The 19,335-nt window shown below is 54.8% G+C and carries 24 protein-coding genes and 1 other RNA gene; 12 read left to right on the top strand and 13 right to left on the bottom strand.

The window, feature by feature from the left end:
* Positions 1-144: 144 nt before the first annotated feature.
* The 3 genes from M2422_RS19660 to M2422_RS19650 are packed head-to-tail and all read left to right on the top strand — an operon-like array spanning position 145 to position 2,392.
* Positions 145-681, top strand: coding sequence for a YfiR family protein (locus tag M2422_RS19660; RefSeq protein ID WP_033146572.1), 537 nt, complete (start codon positions 145-147; stop codon positions 679-681).
* Complete coding sequence (gene dgcN, locus M2422_RS19655) at positions 674-1,894, top strand: diguanylate cyclase DgcN (RefSeq protein WP_029741024.1); 1,221 nt, start codon at positions 674-676, stop codon at positions 1,892-1,894. The genes M2422_RS19660 and dgcN overlap by 8 nt, the downstream gene beginning before the upstream one ends.
* A 12-nt stretch (positions 1,895-1,906) precedes the next feature.
* Positions 1,907-2,392 carry an OmpA family protein gene (locus M2422_RS19650; protein ID WP_029741023.1) on the top strand — a complete coding sequence of 162 codons (486 nt, stop codon included), beginning with the start codon at positions 1,907-1,909 and terminating at the stop codon, positions 2,390-2,392.
* A 2-nt stretch (positions 2,393-2,394) separates the two neighbouring features.
* Here M2422_RS19650 and M2422_RS19645 read toward each other — a convergent pair whose 3' ends face one another.
* The 7 genes from M2422_RS19645 to ffh all read right to left on the bottom strand — a co-directional run bounded on the left by M2422_RS19645 (position 2,395) and on the right by ffh (position 7,812).
* Positions 2,395-3,765: a PepSY domain-containing protein gene (locus tag M2422_RS19645; protein WP_064673561.1), complete on the bottom strand. Its 1,371-nt coding sequence runs from the start codon at positions 3,763-3,765 to the stop codon at positions 2,395-2,397.
* Between the two features lie 38 nt (positions 3,766-3,803).
* Complete coding sequence (locus M2422_RS19640) at positions 3,804-4,208, bottom strand: DUF2946 domain-containing protein (protein WP_064673560.1); 405 nt, start codon at positions 4,206-4,208, stop codon at positions 3,804-3,806.
* Positions 4,209-4,340: 132 nt separating this feature from the next.
* Positions 4,341-4,688: a 50S ribosomal protein L19 gene (gene rplS / locus M2422_RS19635; RefSeq protein WP_002914145.1), complete on the bottom strand. Its 348-nt coding sequence runs from the start codon at positions 4,686-4,688 to the stop codon at positions 4,341-4,343.
* Between the two features lie 43 nt (positions 4,689-4,731).
* The gene (gene trmD / locus M2422_RS19630) at positions 4,732-5,499 is read right to left on the bottom strand and encodes a tRNA (guanosine(37)-N1)-methyltransferase TrmD (protein ID WP_014832949.1); all 768 of its coding nucleotides are present in this window, start codon (positions 5,497-5,499) and stop codon (positions 4,732-4,734) included.
* Positions 5,500-5,530: 31 nt separating this feature from the next.
* Positions 5,531-6,070: a ribosome maturation factor RimM gene (gene rimM / locus M2422_RS19625; RefSeq protein WP_029741020.1), complete on the bottom strand. Its 540-nt coding sequence runs from the start codon at positions 6,068-6,070 to the stop codon at positions 5,531-5,533.
* Positions 6,071-6,085: 15 nt separating this feature from the next.
* A complete protein-coding gene (rpsP, locus tag M2422_RS19620) occupies positions 6,086-6,334 on the bottom strand; it encodes a 30S ribosomal protein S16 (RefSeq protein WP_003863133.1) in 249 nt (82 codons plus the stop codon).
* A 116-nt stretch (positions 6,335-6,450) separates the two neighbouring features.
* Positions 6,451-7,812: a signal recognition particle protein gene (gene ffh, locus M2422_RS19615; protein ID WP_064673559.1), complete on the bottom strand. Its 1,362-nt coding sequence runs from the start codon at positions 7,810-7,812 to the stop codon at positions 6,451-6,453.
* Positions 7,813-7,978: 166 nt separating this feature from the next.
* Here ffh and M2422_RS19610 point away from each other — a divergent pair, with 166 nt between their 5' ends.
* Together M2422_RS19610 and M2422_RS19605 are read left to right on the top strand one after the other, a co-directional pair.
* A complete protein-coding gene (locus M2422_RS19610; protein WP_014884879.1) occupies positions 7,979-8,770 on the top strand; it encodes an inner membrane protein YpjD in 792 nt (263 codons plus the stop codon).
* A gap of 19 nt (positions 8,771-8,789) precedes the next feature.
* Complete coding sequence (locus M2422_RS19605; RefSeq protein ID WP_025759264.1) at positions 8,790-10,076, top strand: HlyC/CorC family transporter; 1,287 nt, start codon at positions 8,790-8,792, stop codon at positions 10,074-10,076.
* Between the two features lie 51 nt (positions 10,077-10,127).
* Here M2422_RS19605 and grpE read toward each other — a convergent pair whose 3' ends face one another.
* Positions 10,128-10,721 (bottom strand): nucleotide exchange factor GrpE, encoded by a 594-nt coding sequence (grpE, locus tag M2422_RS19600; protein WP_023308880.1) that lies wholly within the window; start codon positions 10,719-10,721, stop codon positions 10,128-10,130.
* A gap of 122 nt (positions 10,722-10,843) precedes the next feature.
* Here grpE and nadK point away from each other — a divergent pair, with 122 nt between their 5' ends.
* The 3 genes from nadK to bamE all read left to right on the top strand — a co-directional run bounded on the left by nadK (position 10,844) and on the right by bamE (position 13,946).
* Positions 10,844-11,722: an NAD(+) kinase gene (nadK, locus tag M2422_RS19595; protein ID WP_008502500.1), complete on the top strand. Its 879-nt coding sequence runs from the start codon at positions 10,844-10,846 to the stop codon at positions 11,720-11,722.
* A gap of 85 nt (positions 11,723-11,807) precedes the next feature.
* A complete protein-coding gene (recN, locus tag M2422_RS19590) occupies positions 11,808-13,469 on the top strand; it encodes a DNA repair protein RecN (RefSeq protein WP_064673558.1) in 1,662 nt (553 codons plus the stop codon).
* Positions 13,470-13,607: 138 nt separating this feature from the next.
* Complete coding sequence (gene bamE, locus M2422_RS19585; RefSeq protein ID WP_008502502.1) at positions 13,608-13,946, top strand: outer membrane protein assembly factor BamE; 339 nt, start codon at positions 13,608-13,610, stop codon at positions 13,944-13,946.
* A 103-nt stretch (positions 13,947-14,049) separates the two neighbouring features.
* On the opposite strand, the gene M2422_RS19580 is transcribed toward bamE, so the two are convergent.
* Both M2422_RS19580 and M2422_RS19575 read right to left on the bottom strand, forming a co-directional pair.
* Positions 14,050-14,337 (bottom strand): RnfH family protein, encoded by a 288-nt coding sequence (locus M2422_RS19580; protein ID WP_064673557.1) that lies wholly within the window; start codon positions 14,335-14,337, stop codon positions 14,050-14,052.
* Positions 14,327-14,764, bottom strand: coding sequence for a type II toxin-antitoxin system RatA family toxin (locus tag M2422_RS19575; protein ID WP_024908332.1), 438 nt, complete (start codon positions 14,762-14,764; stop codon positions 14,327-14,329). The genes M2422_RS19580 and M2422_RS19575 overlap by 11 nt, the downstream gene beginning before the upstream one ends.
* Before the next feature lie 156 nt (positions 14,765-14,920).
* Between M2422_RS19575 and smpB the strand changes: the two genes are divergently transcribed.
* The 4 genes from smpB (at position 14,921) to M2422_RS19555 (ending at position 17,361) form a co-directional block, all read left to right on the top strand.
* The gene (gene smpB, locus M2422_RS19570) at positions 14,921-15,403 is read left to right on the top strand and encodes an SsrA-binding protein SmpB (protein WP_008502505.1); all 483 of its coding nucleotides are present in this window, start codon (positions 14,921-14,923) and stop codon (positions 15,401-15,403) included.
* Between the two features lie 89 nt (positions 15,404-15,492).
* Positions 15,493-15,856, top strand: a transfer-messenger RNA (tmRNA) gene (gene ssrA / locus M2422_RS19565).
* Positions 15,857-16,272: 416 nt separating this feature from the next.
* Positions 16,273-16,629 carry a hypothetical protein gene (locus M2422_RS19560; protein WP_029740047.1) on the top strand — a complete coding sequence of 119 codons (357 nt, stop codon included), beginning with the start codon at positions 16,273-16,275 and terminating at the stop codon, positions 16,627-16,629.
* A gap of 174 nt (positions 16,630-16,803) precedes the next feature.
* Positions 16,804-17,361 carry a YceI family protein gene (locus M2422_RS19555; RefSeq protein WP_045888783.1) on the top strand — a complete coding sequence of 186 codons (558 nt, stop codon included), beginning with the start codon at positions 16,804-16,806 and terminating at the stop codon, positions 17,359-17,361.
* Here M2422_RS19555 and M2422_RS19550 read toward each other — a convergent pair.
* From M2422_RS19550 to M2422_RS19540, 3 genes are read right to left on the bottom strand one after another with little or no spacing between them, the layout of a single operon-like run.
* The gene (locus tag M2422_RS19550) at positions 17,353-18,144 is read right to left on the bottom strand and encodes an anti-sigma factor (protein WP_064673556.1); all 792 of its coding nucleotides are present in this window, start codon (positions 18,142-18,144) and stop codon (positions 17,353-17,355) included. The two genes, M2422_RS19555 and M2422_RS19550, sit on opposite strands and share 9 nt — an antisense overlap.
* Entirely contained in the window at positions 18,141-18,671 is a 531-nt protein-coding gene (locus tag M2422_RS19545; RefSeq protein ID WP_080973605.1) for a sigma-70 family RNA polymerase sigma factor, read from the bottom strand. The genes M2422_RS19550 and M2422_RS19545 overlap by 4 nt, the downstream gene beginning before the upstream one ends.
* 7 nt (positions 18,672-18,678) lie before the next feature.
* Positions 18,679-19,206 (bottom strand): tetratricopeptide repeat protein, encoded by a 528-nt coding sequence (locus M2422_RS19540; RefSeq protein ID WP_023294382.1) that lies wholly within the window; start codon positions 19,204-19,206, stop codon positions 18,679-18,681.
* Positions 19,207-19,335 lie beyond the last annotated feature (129 nt).

Raw genomic sequence — 19,335 nt, 5'->3', positions numbered from 1 at the left:
TATCCACCGGAAAATAAACAACTGTAGGATTTAGCTTAGGTCGGCCTCATGCTATTTCTGACATAATGACGGCCCTGATAAACAATGGTATTCTGCCCGCAACTCTTAAGGACATCTATTTCCAGAGCGATGTGGCGGATTCTGGTGAGAAATTTATTCTTGATCTCTTTTTTCCGACTCACTCTGGTGATAATGCTGTTCCTTATGGTGGGCCCTGCGGCGGCAGGCACGCTTACGGAAACGGATAAATCGGTACGCTCGATTGTCTCAGGCATCGTGAGCTATACGCGATGGCCGTCACTTTCCGGTCAGCCTAAACTCTGCGTCTACGCCACTTCGCACTATACGCACGCCCTCAGCGGCGATGAGGGGCATAGCGAGTTACCTTATACTCCCGTTATTGTACGTAACGATCAGGAAGCCCTGGCCGCGACGTGCGATGCGATCTATTTCGGGTCTGAATCACCGGCAAAACAACTTGAATTAATAAGTCAATATCAGGGCAGAGCGTTGCTATTAATCTCAGAGCAAAATCCGGAATGTGTAATTGGCAGTGCCTTTTGCCTGATAATCGATCGCGGCCAGGTACGGTTCGCCGTCAATCTGGATGCATTGACGCGCAGTGGCGTAAGAGTCAATCCGGATGTATTAATGCTTGCACGGAATAAGCAGCATGGATAAAGATTTCACTTCAACGCCACGTCCGACGTTTAAAAGAACGTTGAGGCGAAACAGCATGATAAGCGTCATCATCACGATGACGTTAATATGGCTGCTGCTCTGTTTTGCTTCCGTCGTGACGTTAAAACAATACGCGCAAAAGAATCTCGAATTAACCGGCGCAACAATGAGCCACAGCCTGGAAGCCTCGCTGGTGTTCAACGACTCGCTGGCGGCCAACGAAACGCTGGCTGCGCTGGGCAAACAGGGGCAGTTTGCCGTGGCCGAGGTCATTAACGCGCATAAAAAGCGGTTTGCCTACTGGTCCTGGAACCCGGAGGACAACAACGACACGCTGGGCGCACTGGTCAGCCGCTGGCTTTTCCCCGTACCGGTTGCGCAGCCCATCATGCATAACGGCGCAACGATCGGCGAAATTCGCCTGACCGCGCGTGACAGCCTGATCGGCCATTTCATCTGGATGTCGTTTGCCGTTCTGACCGGCTGCATTCTCTTTGCAACCGTCGTCGCGCTCACTATTACCCAGTCTTTGCACCATGGGATGGTCACGGCCCTGCAAAACATCACTGACGTCGTGCATGACGTTCGTACTAATCGCAACTTCTCCCGCCGGGTGAAAGACGGCCGTATCGAAGAGTTTCACCAGTTTGGTGAGGACTTCAACAGCCTTCTGGATGAGATGGAGGAGTGGCAACTGAAGCTTCAGGCGAAAAACGCCCAGCTGCTGCGAACCGCCATGCACGACCCGCTCACCGGTCTTGCCAACCGCGCGGCGTTTCGTAACAGCATTGCAGCCTTAATGAACGACCCTTCAGCTAAAACAAACTCGGCCCTGCTCTTCCTTGACGGTGATAATTTTAAGTTTATTAACGACACCTGGGGACACGCGGCAGGCGACTGCGTGCTGATAGAAGTCGCCAGCAGGATGATGGAGTTTGGCGACAAACGTCACCAGGCTTACCGCCTTGGCGGTGACGAATTCGCCATGGTGCTGTACGGCGTACACTCTGAGCTCGAGGTTCAACACATTTGTGCTGCGCTATCGCAGCAGTTTATCCGTCCGTTTGATCTTCATAACGGACAAAAAGCATCGATGTCACTCAGCATTGGCTTTGCTCTGGCGTGGGAAAATGCTTCCGTGGAAGCATTACTGGAGAGGGCTGACCGCAACATGTATCAGGTGAAAAACCAGCGTACGAAAACAACAAGTTAGAAAGGATACACTATGTTAAAACGTTACTTCGCGCCGATAGTTCTGGCCTCACTGGTTCTGGCAGGCTGTCAGTCGCCCCCGGAAGGCAAATTCACTCCTGAGCAAATTTCGGCGATGAAGTCTTACGGTTTTAACGAACTGAACGGTGACTGGTCACTTGGCATGTCGGACACCATCCTGTTTGATAAAAATGACGCCAGACTGCGCCCGGAAAGTGAAACGCAGATCCAGTCCATGGCCTCTCGCCTGGCGGAAACCGGCCTGAACCACGCGCGAATGGACGGTCACACGGATAACTACGGTGAAGAAAGCTACAACGAAGCGCTGTCGTTAAAACGCGCCAATGCCGTGGCCGATGCCTGGGCGAAGGGTGCAAATATCCCGCGCAGCAATCTCACCACGCGGGGGTTAGGTCAAAAATATCCGGTTGCGAGCAACAGTACCCCGCAAGGGCGCGCTGAAAACCGCCGCGTCGCAGTGGTGATCAGCACGCCATAGGGTTATTTAGCGGATGATTCGGCGAGCGTCACCCTGGTTGCCGCTCGCCAGCGCAGCCAGTCCACCAGAACAAACAGCGCCAGACTCACGCCCATGACCGGCAAGGCCAGCCCCAGCAGTATGCTGATTATCACCGTAATCCCTCTTCCCCACCCTGACAGCGCCAGCCAGCTCTGGCAAAGCGTCTGCACCGGATCCACGGCCGACCGTGCCGGACGACGCATCCACCACATCCGGTAACCCCAGACGATGAGCACGCACAGGGTGAGGCCGAACGCCACCAGCAGCAGCTGATTCACCAGCCCGAATAAGATCCCCATATGGAAATCCACGCCCCAGCGGGTCAGTTTTGCCATTAACGGGAAATCCTCGAATCGGGTTCTGTCCAGGATCTGCATCGTTGAAGAATCAACCGCAACGGCGTCCACCTGAGTCGGCCAGCTGCGATCGATTTCCGTCACGGTCCAGGCGCTATCCGCCGTTTTTGCCGGGCGGATCTCCAGCCTGTTGGCATCAATTCCTGCGTTACGCGCCGCGCTTAATACTCCGTCAAACTGCGTCAGATCCATCGCCATTTCCGGCATCATCATGCCGCCGTGATGGCCCCGGTGTTCGGCGTGCTCATCCACGATCTTCTGTTGACCGGAAAGCGTCGTGTTCACCTGCGGGGTGAGCCAGTTCATCTCTGCCCGCAGCTTATCAACATTCCCGCCTGCCCACTGGGACCAGGTCAGGCCGGTTGCTGAGAACAACAGCATTCCGCCCAGCAGACTCCAGCCCAGCGTCACGTGCATCCGACGACGATTCTGGAAGCGATTATTGATTCGCCGTTTGGGTCGGGTATAAAACCACAGGGCAGCACCGCCCAGCGCGGCAACCCACATCCAGGAGGCGGCAAGCTCGCTGTAGAGCCGCCCCACGTCGCCCAGCATCAGAGAGGTATGCAGGTAATCAATGGTCTGACGCAGCGGTAAAATCCCGCTGGTGCCGTATACCGTCATATCTCCCAGCACCGCCAGGCTTACCGGATCAATAAAAATAGCCCGGTTTTCCGATGGCCCAAGCGTCGGGTCGGCAAACATCACGCGGGTGGTTTCGCCTTCAGCCAGCCCGGGACGCACGGCGTGCAAATGCACATCTGATCCAACGTTTTTTTCCGCCACGGCGATTTGCTCCGCCAGCGGCTGCGGCACGCCCACGGAATCCGTGTGGAGCGCGTGCCGGTAGAGCGCATTCTCCAGCTGCGGGGTCGCCACATACAGCGTACCGGTCAGCGCGGCAAAGAAGATAAACGGACCAACAAAAAGCCCGACGTAGAAATGGAGGCGACGCAGCAGGTTTCCCCATGCCGCGCGCGGAGTGCAGGTAGTCATACTTTTCCTTTTTAAGGCAAAAAGTTATCGATTTAGTTTTAAAGGGAAAAAGCAGACTGCCGCGGCGGCGCGCGGGTATCAGGGTAAAGCCAGGGGAAAAAGTGCCAGTGGCTGACCGCCTGGCGCGGCGGCTTAATGCGAAGCCTCTGTAATACCGCGCTGAGCAGGACGATCAGCGCCAGCATCACGCCAGGGACATGCGCTAACAGCACGCAGTAGCCGCACGCTTCCGCATGGTCGACAGGCATCGTATGCGGCATATCGCCCTGATGCTCGTCCATCGACATCATGCTCATGTCATGATGCATGCCCGGCATCGCGCTCATGGGATCTTTCTGCAAGGAGACGGAGATAAGCGGCGCCACCACGATCAGCAGGATCGCAAACAGCGCGGTCAATGCCGCTACGCGCTTCCGGTCAGGCTGATGCAGTACGTTATCCACGTCCCCTCCATTCAAGAGGCAAGCATTGTAAATGATTTATGACAAAAGGGTTAACGTGAGAAATGCGCAGGGATAAAAAAAGGGCCAGCCTTTCGGCCAGCCCTTTCTAACAGGATGTCGCTTAAGCGAATCTTAGTTCAGACGCTCTTTAATACGAGCAGACTTACCAGTACGCTCACGCAGGTAGTACAGTTTAGCTTTACGTACAGCACCACGACGTTTAACAGCAATGCTGTCAACTACCGGAGAGTGAGTCTGGAAGACACGCTCAACGCCTTCGCCGTTGGAAATTTTACGAACAGTGAATGCAGAGTGCAGACCGCGGTTACGAATAGCGATAACCACGCCCTCGAATGCCTGCAGACGTTTTTTGGAACCTTCAACAACCCATACTTTCACTTCCACGGTGTCACCTGGACGGAAGGAAGGTACGTCCTGCTTCATCTGCTCTTGTTCAAGTTGCTTAATAATGTTGCTCATAATTTAATCTCTTATCCTGGGTAAACTGATATTCGGGAGCGTATTACGCATTCCCATCATGTTCATGCTGCTGGTGCGCGTGTTCAGTTTTGAACTCGGCCAGCAACTTTGCTTGCTCTTCAGTCAGAGCCAGGTTTTCCAGAAGTTCAGGTCTTCTAAGCCAGGTTCGGCCCAGCGACTGCTTCAAACGCCAGCGACGTATCTCGGCATGGTTTCCAGACAGTAACACCGCCGGTACTTCCATCCCTTCTAACACTTCAGGACGAGTATAGTGTGGACAGTCCAGCAACCCATCGGCAAAGGAATCTTCCGTTGCCGAAGCTTCATGGCCCAGAACCCCCGGAATGAACCGGGCGACGGAGTCAATCAGCGTCATTGCGGGTAACTCACCACCGCTGAGAACGTAATCGCCGATAGACCATTCTTCGTCAATCTCGGTTTGAATTACGCGCTCATCTATTCCTTCGTAGCGCCCACAGACCAGAATCAGCTTTTGATTCGTCGCCAGTTCGCTCACGCCCGCTTGATCAAGCTTGCGTCCCTGAGGTGACAGATAAATCACCTTTGCGCCTTCACCTGCCGCGGCTTTTGCTGTGTGAATGGCGTCCCGTAAGGGTTGCACCATCATTAGCATCCCCGGTCCGCCGCCGTAAGGACGATCGTCCACGGTACGGTGCCGGTCATGAGTAAAGTCACGAGGACTCCAGCTCTGGATGCTCAGCAGGCCATTCTTTACTGCCCGGCCAGTTACCCCGTAATCGGTAATCGCGCGGAACATTTCAGGAAACAGGCTAATTATGCCAATCCACATAGCGCCGTCTTTTACCGTTTATCCGGAGAATTTAAAAACCAGGATCCCAATCTACTTCAATGGTTTGAGTAGTGAGATCGACTTTCTTGATAACCTGTCCATCGAGGAACGGAACCAACCGCTCCTTGATGCCAAATGCATCTTTCAGGTTTGCCTTAATGACGAGAACGTCATTTGACCCGGTTTCCATCATATCGATGACTTTCCCCAGGCTGTAGCCTTCGGTAGTGACTACCTGGCAACCCATAAGGTCTTTCCAGTAGTAGTCGCCCTCTTCCAGCTGTGGCAACTGCGACGAATCCACGACAATTTCACAATTAGTCAGCGCATTCGCAGCATCACGATCGTCAACGCCTTTCAGCTTGATGATGATGTCCTGATTGTGGTGACGCCAGCTTTCCAGCTCGACCTCTTCCCACTTACCGCCTTTCTGGATAAACCAGGGCTGGTAATCAAAAATGCTATCAGCGTCTTCAGTGGAGGAAAACACTCTGAGCCAACCACGGATACCGTAGCAAGAACCCATTTTTCCCAATACGATCGGTTCAACAGGTGCTTTATTGCTCATCATGACCACCGTGACAGATTAAGCTGCTTTGTTTGCTGCTTTGATCAGCGTAGCAACGCGATCGGAAACAGTAGCGCCCTGGCCAACCCAGTGAGCGATACGATCCAGATCCAGACGAGTTTCTTCTTCTGCGCCAGCGGCCAGTGGGTTGAAGAAACCAACGCGCTCGATGAAGCGACCGTTGCGTGCATTACGGCTGTCAGTCACAACAACCTGGTAGAACGGACGCTTTTTAGCGCCGTGACGAGCTAAACGAATAGTTACCATAACATCCTCTTGTGTGAATAAAACAACCGGGCCCCATCGAGGAACGGAGCCCGGGTGTCATATTAAAAGCCCGAAAATTTTACTCATTTTCGGGCAAAAAGCAATCTCAAAAGCGATTAACGCCCTGGAAAACCGGGGGGCATCATGCCTTTCATGCCGCGCATCATCTTCGCCATGCCGCCTTTCTTCATTTTCTTCATCATGCGCTGCATGTCGTCGAACTGTTTAAGAAGACGGTTAACGTCCTGCACCTGCATGCCGCAACCGGCTGCGATACGGCGTTTACGGGAACCTTTGATGATATCCGGGTTAGCGCGCTCTTTCAGCGTCATCGAGTTAATGATCGCCTCCATACGCACCAGCACCTTGTCATCCATCTGCGCTTTCACGTTGTCAGGGATCTGGCCCATGCCCGGCAGTTTGCCCATCAGGCTGGCCATGCCGCCCATGTTTTTCATCTGACGCAGCTGCTCAAGGAAGTCGGTAAGATCGAAACCGTCACCTTTTTTCAGCTTGCTGGCCAGCTTCTCGGCCTGCGCGCGGTCAACCTTGCTCTCGATATCTTCGATCAGCGACAGCACGTCGCCCATGCCGAGGATACGGGAGGCAATACGATCCGGGTGGAACGGCTCGAGCGCTTCAGTTTTCTCGCCCACGCCGAGGAATTTAATCGGCTTACCGGTGATGTGACGAATCGAGAGCGCCGCACCGCCGCGGGCGTCACCGTCCACTTTAGTCAGCACCACGCCGGTTAGCGGCAGCGCTTCGTTAAACGCTTTCGCGGTATTCGCCGCATCCTGACCGGTCATGGCATCGACAACGAACAGGGTCTCTACCGGGTTGATAGAGGCATGCACCTGCTTAATCTCGTCCATCATCGCTTCGTCAACGTGTAGACGACCGGCGGTATCCACCAGCAGCACGTCGTAGAATTTCAGCTTCGCTTCTTTCAGCGCCGCGTTAACGATGTCGACAGGCTTCTGCGCCACGTCGGACGGGAAGAAATCTACGCCGACCTGTTCGGCCAGAGTTTCCAGCTGTTTGATCGCCGCCGGGCGATAGACGTCCGCAGAAACCACCAGCACTTTCTTCTTGTGCTTTTCATGCAGGAATTTACCCAGCTTACCGACGCTGGTCGTTTTACCCGCACCCTGCAGGCCCGCCATCAGCACCACGGCCGGCGGCTGAGCCGCCAGGTTAAGCACCTGGTTCTCTTCGCCCATCGCCGAAACCAGTTCATTACGAACGATTTTGACGAATTCCTGGCCCGGGGTCAGGCTCTTGTTAACTTCATGACCAACCGCCTTCTCTTTAACGCGGTTGATAAAATCACGAACAACCGGCAACGCGACGTCTGCTTCCAGCAGCGCCATGCGCACTTCGCGCAGCGTTTCCTTGATGTTCTCTTCAGTAAGGCGTCCGCGGCCGCTGATGTTGCGCAGCGTGCGCGACAAACGATCGGTTAAATTATCAAACATTGTCTCTCGCCTGAGTAGAAACGTTGGGCCGCCATGGGCGACACATACACAGAATTTTGCCGGAGTATAACATGAAGGCGCCTTTGTTGTTATGCAACGGTTGGAGCAGGCGTCACGTAACGTTATACTGCTTCTCTTTCTTATTAAGACAACTGTCGATGCCTATATGCCTGTTTTCGCACTGATCGCCCTTGTTGCCTACTCTGTCAGCCTCGCGCTGATCGTTCCCGGACTGCTGCAAAAAAACAGCGGCTGGCGGCGCATGGCTATTCTTTCCGCGGTGATCGCACTGATCAGCCACGCGTTTGCGCTGGAATCACGCATCATTCCCGGCGACGGCAGCGTGCAAAACCTGAGCGTCCTCAACGTCGGCTCGCTGGTCAGCCTGATGATCTGTACGGTAATGACCATCGTCGCGTCTAAAAATCGCGGCTGGCTGCTGCTGCCGATTGTCTATACCTTCGCGCTGATCAATCTGGCCCTCGCCACCTTTATGCCTAATGAATTTATTACGCATCTGGAGGCCACCCCGGGGATGCTGGTGCATATCGGCCTGTCGCTCTTTGCCTACGCGACGCTGATCATCGCCGCGCTTTACGCCATGCAGCTCGCCTGGATTGACTATCAGCTGAAAAACAAAAAGCTGGCGTTTAACCATGAGATGCCGCCGCTGATGGTCATTGAGCGTAAGATGTTCCACATCACCCAGGTGGGCGTGGTGCTGCTGACGCTGACGCTCTGCACGGGCCTGTTCTACATGAAGAACCTGTTTAGCGTGGAGAATATCGATAAAGCAGTGCTCTCCATCATCGCGTGGTTTGTCTATATTGTCCTGTTATGGGGCCATTATCATGAAGGCTGGCGCGGTCGTCGCGTGGTCTGGTTCAACGTCGCGGGTGCGGGCATTCTCACCCTTGCCTATTTTGGCAGCCGCTTCATACAGCAATTTGCTGGCTAAGTAACAAAAGGAGTTCCCCCTGGAACACATCTCTACCACCACGCTGATCGTTATCCTGATCGTCATGGTGGTCATCTCCGCCTATTTCTCCGGCTCGGAAACCGGCATGATGACCTTAAACCGCTACCGGTTACGTCATCGTGCTAAACAGGGTAACCGTGCCGCTCGTCGCGTTGAAAAACTGCTTCGCAAGCCGGATCGCCTGATAAGCCTGGTGCTCATCGGCAACAACCTTGTCAACATTCTGGCCTCCGCCCTCGGCACCATCGTTGGGATGCGCCTGTACGGCAACGCCGGGGTGGCGATTGCCACCGGCGTGCTGACGTTCGTGGTGCTGGTGTTTGCCGAAGTGCTGCCGAAAACCATCGCCGCGCTTTACCCGGAGAAAGTCGCCTACCCGAGCAGCTTCCTGCTGGCACCGCTGCAGATCCTGATGATGCCCCTGGTCTGGCTGCTGAACATGGTAACGCGCGTACTGATGCGGATGGTGGGAATCAAAGCCGATGTCACCATCAGCAGCGCGCTCAGCAAAGAGGAGCTGCGCACCATCGTGAATGAATCCCGCTCGCAGATCTCCCGGCGCAATCAGGACATGCTCCTGTCAGTGCTGGATCTGGAAAAGGTGAGCGTCAACGACATCATGGTGCCGCGTAACGAAATCGTCGGTATCGACATCAATGACGACTGGAAAGCCATCGTTCGCCAGCTGACGCACTCCCCGCACGGGCGCATTGTGCTGTATCGCGATTCGCTGGATGACGCCATCAGCATGCTGCGCGTGCGCGAAGCCTACCGTCTGATGACCGAGAAAAAAGAGTTCACCAAAGAGGTGATGCTGCGCGCCGCCGACGAGATTTACTACGTGCCGGAAGGAACCCCGCTCAGCACGCAGCTGGTGAAATTCCAGCGCAACAAGAAGAAGGTCGGCCTGGTGGTCAACGAGTACGGCGACATTCAGGGGCTGGTGACGGTCGAAGATATTCTGGAAGAGATTGTCGGGGACTTTACTACGTCAATGTCACCTTCCCTCGCGGAAGAGGTCACCCCGCAAAACGACGGCTCGGTGCTGATTGACGGTAGCGCGAACATTCGCGAACTCAATAAAGCCTTTAACTGGCATTTACCGGAAGATGAGGCTCGCACGATTAACGGGATGATTCTGGAAGCGCTGGAAGAGATCCCGGCGGCGGGCACGCGGGTGCGCATTGAGCAGTACGATATTGATATCCTGGACGTGCAGGACAATATGATTAAGCAGGTGAAAGTCCTGCCCGTAAAACCCCTGCGCGAAAGTATCGCTGAGTAAGGCTGTAGGCCGGGTAAGGCGAAACCGCCACCCGGCACTACGAATGGCAAATTACGCTTTCGCTTTCGCCACGGTCACCATCGCAGCGCGAATGGTACGGCCGTTCAGGGTGTAACCTTTCTGCATCACGCCCAGCACTTTACCGGCTTCGACCTCTTCGGACTCCACCATTGCAATCGCCTGGTGAACGTTTGGATCCAGCGGTACGTCGGTATCGGCAATCACTTCCACGCCAAACTTACGTACCACGTCGAGCATGGATTTCAGCGTCAGTTCAATACCTTCGATCATCGCCGCGTTGTCCGGATTCGCTTTGTCAGCCACTTCCAGCGCGCGATCGAGGCTATCAATAACCGGCAGCAGTTCGTTGACGAATTTCTCCAGCGCAAATTTATGCGCCTTCTCAACGTCCTGCTCGGTACGACGACGCAGGTTTTCCATTTCCGCCTTGATGCGCAGAACACCATCGCGTTCGCGATTCTGTGCTTCTACCAGCTGGGCTTCCAGATTCGCAATTTTTTCATCGCGCGGGTCCACCTGCTCAGCAGATGCGTCTGGCTCTACAGCCTCAACTTCATCGTGCTGTTCCGTGATAATTTCTTCAGGGGCTTGCCCCTCAGGCGTTTTCTGTTCTTTACTACTCATGAATTTCTCCGCGTTTTTCTGCATTCATCTCGCTAACTTCGCTTATTATGGGGATCAGTTTCCGGGATTCAAGGGAACAAGACAGATTGTCATCATTCATCAGGCACAAGGACCTCCAGAAAATGAATAATCATTTCAGGTGTATTGGGATCGTCGGGCATCCGCGTCACCCTACCGCACTAACGACACATGAAATGTTGTATCGCTGGTTGTGTAGCAAAGGCTATGAAGTGATGGTCGAGCAGCAGATTGCGCAGGAGCTGCAGCTGAAGAGCGTCAAAACCGGCACGCTGGCGGAAATTGGTCAACAGGCCGATCTCGCCGTGGTGGTGGGCGGCGACGGCAACATGCTCGGCGCAGCCCGCACGCTGGCGCGTTATGACATTAAGGTCATCGGCATCAACCGTGGCAATCTCGGCTTTTTAACCGATCTCGACCCGGACAATGCGCAGCAGCAGCTGGCCGACGTGCTGGAAGGCCACTATATCAGTGAGAAACGCTTTTTACTGGAAGCGCAGGTGTGCCAGCAGGACTGCCAGAAGCGCATCAGCACCGCGATTAACGAGGTGGTTCTTCACCCCGGGAAAGTGGCGCACATGATTGAATTCGAAGTTTATATCGACGAAATCTTTGCTTTTTCCCAGCGTTCCGACGGGCTGATTATCTCCACTCCGACCGGCTCAACCGCCTACTCGCTTTCTGCCGGCGGCCCGATCCTGACGCCCTCGCTGGATGCCATTACCCTGGTGCCGATGTTCCCGCACACGCTCTCCGCCCGCCCGCTGGTCATCAACGGCGACAGCACGATACGTCTGCGCTTCTCGCACCGCCGTAACGACCTGGAGATCAGCTGCGACAGCCAGATAGCGCTGCCGATCCAGGAAGGTGAAGATGTCCTTATTCGTCGGTGTGATTACCATCTGAATCTGATTCACCCGAAAGATTACAGCTATTTCAACACATTAAGCTCGAAGCTTGGCTGGTCAAAAAAATTGTTCTGATTTTGCATCCAGTACTTTACTGTATAAAAAACCAGTTTATACTGTATGAAAACACAGTTATGGTTTTTCATACAGGAAAACAATTATGCTGGCACAACTGACCATCAGCAACTTTGCCATTGTTCGTGAGCTTGAGATCGATTTCCACAGCGGCATGACGGCGATCACCGGGGAAACCGGTGCAGGTAAATCCATTGCCATTGATGCCCTCGGCTTGTGCCTTGGTGGCCGCGCAGAGGGCGACATGGTGCGCATGGGCGCAAACCGTGCCGACCTGTGCGCCCGTTTCTCCCTGAAAGACACCCCTGCCGCCCAGCGCTGGCTGGAACAGAACCAGCTTGAAGATGGACGTGAGTGTTTACTTCGCCGCGTGATCAGCAGCGACGGTCGTTCACGTGGCTTTATCAACGGTACGGCGGTTCCGCTCTCCCAGCTTCGCGAACTCGGCCAGCTGCTTATCCAGATCCACGGTCAGCACGCGCACCAGCAACTCGTCAAACCTGAACAGCAGAAAGCGCTGCTGGATGGCTATGCGGGTGAGTACGCGCTTACTCAGCTTATGGCGGAGCACTATCGCCAGTGGCATCAGAGCTGCCGCGAGCTCGCCCAGCACCAGCAGCAAAGCCAGGAGCGCGCCGCACGTGCGGAGCTGCTGGCGTACCAGCTTAAAGAGCTGAACGAATTCAACCCACAGCCGGGTGAGTTTGAGCAAATCGACGAAGAGTACAAACGTCTGGCGAACAGCGGCCACCTGCTCTCAACCAGCCAGAATGCGCTCAACCTGCTGGCGGACGGCGAAGACGTGAACCTGCAAAGCCAGCTGTATAACGTCCGCCAGCTCATTACCGAACTGGTTGGCATGGACAGCAAGCTTTCTGGCGTCCTGGATATGCTGGAAGAAGCGGCCATTCAGATCTCCGAAGCCAGTGACGAACTGCGCCACTACTGTGAACGTCTGGATCTCGACCCGAACCGTCTGTTTGAGCTGGAGCAGCGCATTTCCCGTCAAATTTCACTGGCGCGCAAGCACCACGTCACGCCGGAAGAGCTGCCAGGATTCTATCAGTCTCTGCTGGAAGAACAGCAGCAGCTTGACGATCAGGCTGGCTCGCAGGAAACCCTCTCTCTCGCGGTGAACCTGCATCATGAACAGGCGCTGGCGACAGCGCAAAAGCTGCATGAAATCCGTCAGCATTACGCCCAGGAGCTAAGCCAGCACATCACCGACAGCATGCACACGCTGGCGATGCCGCACGGTATCTTCACCATTGATGTCCGCTTTGAAGAGAACCACCTGACGGCAGAAGGTGCGGACCGCATCGAGTTCCGCGTCACCACCAACCCGGGGCAGCCGCTGCAGGCTATCTCCAAAGTGGCATCCGGCGGTGAACTGTCGCGTATTGCGCTGGCGATTCAGGTGATTACCGCGCGTAAAATGGAAACCCCGGCGCTGATTTTCGATGAAGTGGATGTCGGCATCAGCGGCCCAACGGCGGCGGTGGTGGGTAAACTGCTGCGCCAGCTAGGCGAATCAACGCAGGTGATGTGTGTCACCCACCTGCCGCAGGTCGCAGGCTGTGGTCATCATCACTTTATCGTCAGCAAAGAAACTGACGGTGAAATGACCGAAACGCATATGAAGCCGCTGGATAAACGTGCGCGTCTGCAGGAGCTTGCTCGCCTGCTCGGCGGCAGCGAAGTCACCCGCAATACGCTCGCGAACGCGAAAGAACTGCTGGCGGCATAAACTTTTTCGGGATCTCAGGGTCATACAGAACAACAAAAACGCCGCCAGACCGGTTTCAAAGTGGGGCAAGGTCTATTATCATCGGCATATTACATATGAGCCGCGTTCTGCTCGGGCCCGAAAAGGAATCAAATCACTATGCGTTGTAAAATGCTGACCGCTGCCGCAGCGGTTCTTCTGATGTTGACCGCAGGCTGTTCCACTCTGGAGAAAGTGGTTTACCGTCCTGACATCAACCAGGGGAACTACCTTACCCCTAACGATGTGTCCAAAATCCGTGTGGGGATGACACAACAGCAGGTCGCTTATGCACTGGGAACCCCGATGATGTCCGATCCGTTCGGCACTAACACCTGGTTCTATGTATTCCGTCAGAAGCCGGGCCACGAAGATGCGACCCAGCAGACCCTGACGCTGACCTTCAGCAGCGCCGGTGTGTTGACCAACATCGACAACAAGCCTGCCCTGACCAAATAATCAGAAGTCAGAAATGCAAAAAGGTGCTCATTGAGCACCTTTTTTGTTTTTCTTTTATCCCCTCGCCCCTTTGGGGAGAGGGTCAGGGTGAGGGGAAAACACGCTACTTACCCGATTTCTCCGCGCGCTGACGTCGCAGCTCTTTCGGGTCAGCAATCAGCGGGCGATAAATCTCAACCCGGTCGCCCTCTTTCAGCACATCACCCAGCTTCACCGGACGGCTATAAATCCCGACCTTATTTTTCGCCAGGTCGATATCGCTGCGAAGTTCGAGGATGCCGGACGCGCGGATAGCCACCTCAACGGTTGCCCCCTCTTCCAGCGTCACGCGCTGCAGATACTGCTTCTCCGGCAGCGCATACACTACTTCTACAGCAATCTTATGCGACACTGTAAACCTCTTTGGCGCGGGTGGTGAACGCCTGAACCATATTCGAGGCCAGCTCTTTAAAGATGCGGCCAAACGCCAGCTCAATCAGCTTATTGGTAAATTCAAAGTCCAGCTGGAACTCGATGCGACAGGCGTCAGCGCTCAGCGGCGTAAACTTCCAGCCCCCCATCAGGGTTTTAAACGGACCATCCACCAGATGCATCAAAATACTCTGATTGCTGGTCAGCGTATTGCGGGTGGTGAACGTCTTGCTGATCCCCGCTTTGGAGACATCCACCGCCGCAGTCATCTGAGTCGGGCCGGACTCCAGAACGCGGCTCCCGGTGCACCCCGGAATAAATTCTGGATAAGACTGAACGTCGTTCACTAACTGATACATTTGTTCCGCGCTGTAAGGCACAAGCGCAGTACGGCTAATCTGAGGCATAGCATTTCCCATGGTCACACAACGGACAAATAATAACATTTATCACCTGTTAAAAAAACGCTAAGCCTCATCTCGTGCTAAGATAGCGCGTTAGACCTCACAGGACGCAATGAGGTGACTTTTTGAAATCAGATTACCGACGGCTTTACGACACTTATGACGAAGAAAAAAGCACATAAACCAGGCTCGGCGACCATTGCGCTCAACAAGCGTGCTCGCCACGAGTATTTCATTGAAGAAGAATTCGAAGCTGGCCTTGCGTTGCAGGGCTGGGAAGTAAAATCGCTGCGCGCCGGGAAAGCCAACATCGGCGATAGCTACGTGATCCTGAAAGATGGTGAAGCCTTCCTGTTCGGCGCGAACTTTACGCCGCTGACCGTCGCCTCCTCACACTACGTGTGTGACCCAACGCGCACGCGTAAATTGCTGCTGAACAAGCGTGAGCTGGAATCCCTCTACGGACGCATCAACCGTGAAGGTTTTACCGTGGTCGCCCTGTCGCTGTACTGGAAAAACGCCTGGTGCAAAGTGAAAGTTGGCGTCGCGAAGGGTAAAAAACAGCACGACAAACGTACTGACCTGAAAGAGCGCGAGTGGCAGCTTGATAAAGCGCGCATCATGAAAAACGCAGGACGTTGATTCTGCACACTTATTGTACTATTCAATAAGTTAGCGTTCCGGGCTGGTATCCAGGAAGTGAAATCTGGTATACTAAGTTCAACACTATTGGGGCTGATTCTGGATTCGACGGGATTTGCGAAACCCAAGGTGCATGCCGAGGGGCGGTTTGCCTCGTTAAAAGCCGCAAAAAAATAGTCGCAAACGACGAAAACTACGCTTTAGCAGCTTAATAACCTGCTCTGAGCCCTCTCTCCCTAGCTTCCGCTCTTAAGACGGGGATCAAAGAGAGGTCAAACCCAAAAGAGATCGCGTGGAAGCCCTGCCTGGGGTTGAAGCGTTAAAACTAATCAGGCTAGTTCGTTAGTGGCGTGTCTGTCCGCAGCTGGCGTGCGAATGTAAAGACAAACTAAGCATGTAGTACCGAGGATGTAGAAATTTCGGACGCGGGTTCAACTCCCGCCAGCTCCACCAAAATTCTCCATCGGTGATTACCAGAGTCATCCGATGAAGTCCTAAGAGCCCGCACGGCGCAAGCCCTGCGGGCTTTTTTGTGCCCCATGCCCATGGTTCCTTCCATCCCTTTGACAAACATCAACCCCCTTCCCCCTTCTCCTGTGCAAAATTACCCACACCACCCAGCGCTACGGAATAGCCGCTCAACCCGGAAGGAACCCCACCATGTACAGACCCATAACCGTTATTATCTTCATTCTCCTGACCCTCGCCGCCCTTGCTGAAATAGGCTTTTTATCCTTTGGATAATCCTCAGGCGAAATATCCCTCAGCAGGGAACATTGATCTCATTACAGTTTTTTCCTAAAGCCATCCCGTTTCGCCTGTGCCATGCTGAATCACGCTCATAACCGATAACGTTAAATGAGGATATTATGAAAAAAACAATTATCGCATTATCTGCCGTTCTGCTGGCTTCCCCAGTATTTGCTGCGACCACACATGCAACTGACGATACCGTCGCTGCGGCGAACGCAAATGCCAACGAGGCGAAGCAAAAACTGCACGAAGAGCAGAACAAAGGTGAAGAGCTGAAGCTGAAGCAAAAACATGCTGCGGAAGGTAAAAGCGAAAGCCTGGGCAGCAAGGTCAGCGAAGATTCCCAGAAAGCCTGGCATAAAACCAAACAAGGCACCGAGAAAGGGTGGGATGCCACCAAAGAAGGCGCTGAGAAAGGCTGGAACAAAACCAAAGAAGGTGCCAGCGAGCTGGAAAAGAAAGTCACTGAATAATCCCTTCGAAAGGCCGCGCAAGCGGCCTTTTTTATTCCCCGCAACTCTGCGTTCTCAAGGCTACACTTGTCACCAGGTCCGGTTATCGCGCTCCGGTTGAAATAACGTCAACAAAGCCGAATAGATCCCGGGGGTGACGCGTTTACTCCCTGCCCCCCTAAAAGAGATCCTGAGATGCTGCGACGCCTGGTGATAGTGCTTGTTTTGATTTGTCCGTGGGCGACGGCTGCCCCGAAGAGCTACATAATTGACGCCAATAACACCGCCATTCGGCTGTCGTGGCATGCCTTCGGCGGCATCCTCTCCTGGGCGACGTTCAGCGGCGTGACGGGCGCCGTGACGCTCAACCCGGAAAACGACGTCGACGACCATATTCACGTCACTATTCCCGTAGCGACTCTCGTAGCCTCAAACAAGCTGCTCACCTGGCAGCTGAAAAGCGATATGTTTTTTGAATCCGAGCGCTACCCGACGATCGAGTTCATCAGCTCTCGCGTGGTTGCCCAGGGCGACGGGCGGTTCAGGGTGTTCGGCACGCTGACCGTACGAAACATTGCCCGCCCGGTGATCCTGGAGGCCATCGTGAAAGACCCGCACGCGCAGGCCCTCACGCTGGATGCCACGACGGCGATCTCGCGCGCGGCCTACGGGATGGATAAGTTTGCGCTGGTCGTGGACGATCGTATTGCCATCGCCATTGCGATTCAGACGAACGACGTGCCGTCATCCTGAGATGAGGCGCTGTAGCTGCTCCGCGTTTCCCCGCAGGTGAGACGGCGGGTTGCGGCCAATCAGGACAAACTGGTAGCCCGCCTCCTGCCACCACGCCAGGTTCATACCGTGCCGCTGCTCCTGGCGAAGAGAGGCCATGGTCTTCTCATCTACAGGAGAGATACAGAGCGCCATCGGGCCGTAGTCGGCGTTGATCCAGGCAATCTGCGCGATCGAGATGGTTTCATAGCGCAGCATTCGCACCATTTTCAGCTCTGCCCCCTGCAGGACAAGCTGCGACATGTGCAGCTTGATGCCGATGTCCTGCGCGGCTCGTTCCAGCCCGCGCTGCAGGACCGGCGTTGCGCTGTCCATATCCAGCAGCGTCTCAACGCTGTACAGGGACATATATTGCGCTTCGAGGTCGCGCATATGGGCATTCTCATCCGCTGGCGCGGAAGCGGGCCGCAGCAGGTAGCCCAGCCCGGATCCGACCATCAAAAAGCTGGCCGACGCGGCGATCAGCGCCCGCCTGCTGACGCCAGCAGGCGTGGAGGATTGTGGATCGGGAAGTGCCGCCAGACGCGCCTGCATTGCCTCCAGAGGTGCCTCATCCAGCAGGGGGGCAAACGCCCCGGCGAAATCCTGGCTGCTTTTCATCAGTTCGTTAGTTCGCCCGGAGAGGCGTTCGTCACTTTTCAACTGTTCTTCAAATTGCTGCGCGTCGACGCGGCACATCTCGCCATCTATCCATGCCACGATAGCGTCGTCGTTATAGGGCGGTGCAAAACGGTGCGAGTTCAATAGCGTTTCTCCTTTGCCGGAGGCAGTGCGTCAGCGGATCTGGCAAGCCGAGCCCGCGCCGTCGCCAGCCGGCTCATAACGGTACCAACAGGTACCGCCAGAGTGTCCGCCGCCTCCTGGTAGGTAAAGCCTTCGACATAAACCAAAAATACTGCGTTGCGCTGGGCTTCAGGCAGCGCGTTGACGCGCTGCATCACCTTCAGATAATGCAGACGCGTCTCATCCTGTTCGCGGGTGTCCGGCGCCAGAAGCTCATCGCTGGCCACAAATCCCTGCCCCTGACGCACGTGTCGTGCCCGAAGCTCAGAGATCCAGATGGAGTGCAGTATCGCGAACAGCCACCTGTCGATGCGCGTGCCCGGCGTATACTGGCTGCTCCTTTCAAGCGCACGCACGCAGGTGGACTGAACCAGCTCTTCGGCGATATCCCTGTTTCGCGACAGCACCAGCCCATAGCGCCAGAGGCGCGGCAGGTGTGCGGCTAACTGTTGACGAACCTCACTGGTAGCGATGTGTTTTCCCTCCACGAGAAAATCAGGATTCCGGATGCCCGTTGATGGCGGCCTGCAGGTCACGGTACTCCTCGCAGGACTGGCCACAAATACCGGCAATCACCTTCAGCTGTTCTTTCGCGAGGTCAGGACGTCCTTTTACCATCCACGCTTCACCGAGGTATTCCCGGGCTTTGGCATAATCCGGTGCGATAGCCAGCGCGCGCTGGTAGTAACCAATCCCTTCGTCCGTGCGGCCAAGCTTGCGCGTGGCGAACCCGCGATAGTTCCACGCTTCAGCCGTATTGCCATTTTTCAGCGAATCAAGCAGGTTCAGCGCCGCCTGGTACTCGCCTTTCTTCGCGAGATGGTACGCATAGTTGGTTTTGTCCTGGTCGCTGAGGCTGCTGCTTTTGTCCGGCACGCATTTCTGGGTGGCGCTGTCATACACCTGTCCGGAAGGACAATCGGGCGTTTTGCTCTCGGTACTATTATTGCCCATTGCCAGCGCCAGGGGGGACAGCAGGGAAAAAATCAGCACCGGGATCAAACGAAACGAGGTCGTGTTCATATAAAGCTCCAGGGTAAGAAGGAAGTGACGTCAGTAAACGCCCGACTGACGATTTTTATTCATTCTCCCCGTGAATTTTTTGCTGTCGCAAAATCATGCTGACGTCGTAGCCCCATTGGAAATAAATCA

This window comes from Enterobacter sp. SLBN-59 (genome assembly GCF_024807915.1).
GTDB classification, from domain to species: Bacteria; Pseudomonadota; Gammaproteobacteria; order Enterobacterales; family Enterobacteriaceae; genus Enterobacter; species Enterobacter asburiae_B.
Note: the sequence above shows the minus strand (reverse complement) of the source record. Positions and strands in the feature narration are given on the sequence as shown.

Coding starts and splice junctions, on each gene's coding strand:
- trmD (WP_014832949.1), bottom strand. CDS start 5,499: ATGTGGATTGGCATAATTAGCCTGTTTCCTGAAATGTTCCGCGCGATT.
- grpE (WP_023308880.1), bottom strand. CDS start 10,721: ATGAGTAGTAAAGAACAGAAAACGCCTGAGGGGCAAGCCCCTGAAGAA.
- smpB (WP_008502505.1), top strand. CDS start 14,921: ATGACGAAGAAAAAAGCACATAAACCAGGCTCGGCGACCATTGCGCTC.
- recN (WP_064673558.1), top strand. CDS start 11,808: ATGCTGGCACAACTGACCATCAGCAACTTTGCCATTGTTCGTGAGCTT.
- rimM (WP_029741020.1), bottom strand. CDS start 6,070: ATGATGAGCAATAAAGCACCTGTTGAACCGATCGTATTGGGAAAAATG.
- M2422_RS19560 (WP_029740047.1), top strand. CDS start 16,273: ATGAAAAAAACAATTATCGCATTATCTGCCGTTCTGCTGGCTTCCCCA.
- nadK (WP_008502500.1), top strand. CDS start 10,844: ATGAATAATCATTTCAGGTGTATTGGGATCGTCGGGCATCCGCGTCAC.
- M2422_RS19610 (WP_014884879.1), top strand. CDS start 7,979: ATGCCTGTTTTCGCACTGATCGCCCTTGTTGCCTACTCTGTCAGCCTC.
- M2422_RS19650 (WP_029741023.1), top strand. CDS start 1,907: ATGTTAAAACGTTACTTCGCGCCGATAGTTCTGGCCTCACTGGTTCTG.
- M2422_RS19540 (WP_023294382.1), bottom strand. CDS start 19,206: ATGAACACGACCTCGTTTCGTTTGATCCCGGTGCTGATTTTTTCCCTG.
- M2422_RS19575 (WP_024908332.1), bottom strand. CDS start 14,764: ATGCCTCAGATTAGCCGTACTGCGCTTGTGCCTTACAGCGCGGAACAA.
- ffh (WP_064673559.1), bottom strand. CDS start 7,812: ATGTTTGATAATTTAACCGATCGTTTGTCGCGCACGCTGCGCAACATC.
- rpsP (WP_003863133.1), bottom strand. CDS start 6,334: ATGGTAACTATTCGTTTAGCTCGTCACGGCGCTAAAAAGCGTCCGTTC.
- M2422_RS19645 (WP_064673561.1), bottom strand. CDS start 3,765: ATGACTACCTGCACTCCGCGCGCGGCATGGGGAAACCTGCTGCGTCGC.
- rplS (WP_002914145.1), bottom strand. CDS start 4,688: ATGAGCAACATTATTAAGCAACTTGAACAAGAGCAGATGAAGCAGGAC.
- bamE (WP_008502502.1), top strand. CDS start 13,608: ATGCGTTGTAAAATGCTGACCGCTGCCGCAGCGGTTCTTCTGATGTTG.
- M2422_RS19555 (WP_045888783.1), top strand. CDS start 16,804: ATGCTGCGACGCCTGGTGATAGTGCTTGTTTTGATTTGTCCGTGGGCG.
- dgcN (WP_029741024.1), top strand. CDS start 674: ATGGATAAAGATTTCACTTCAACGCCACGTCCGACGTTTAAAAGAACG.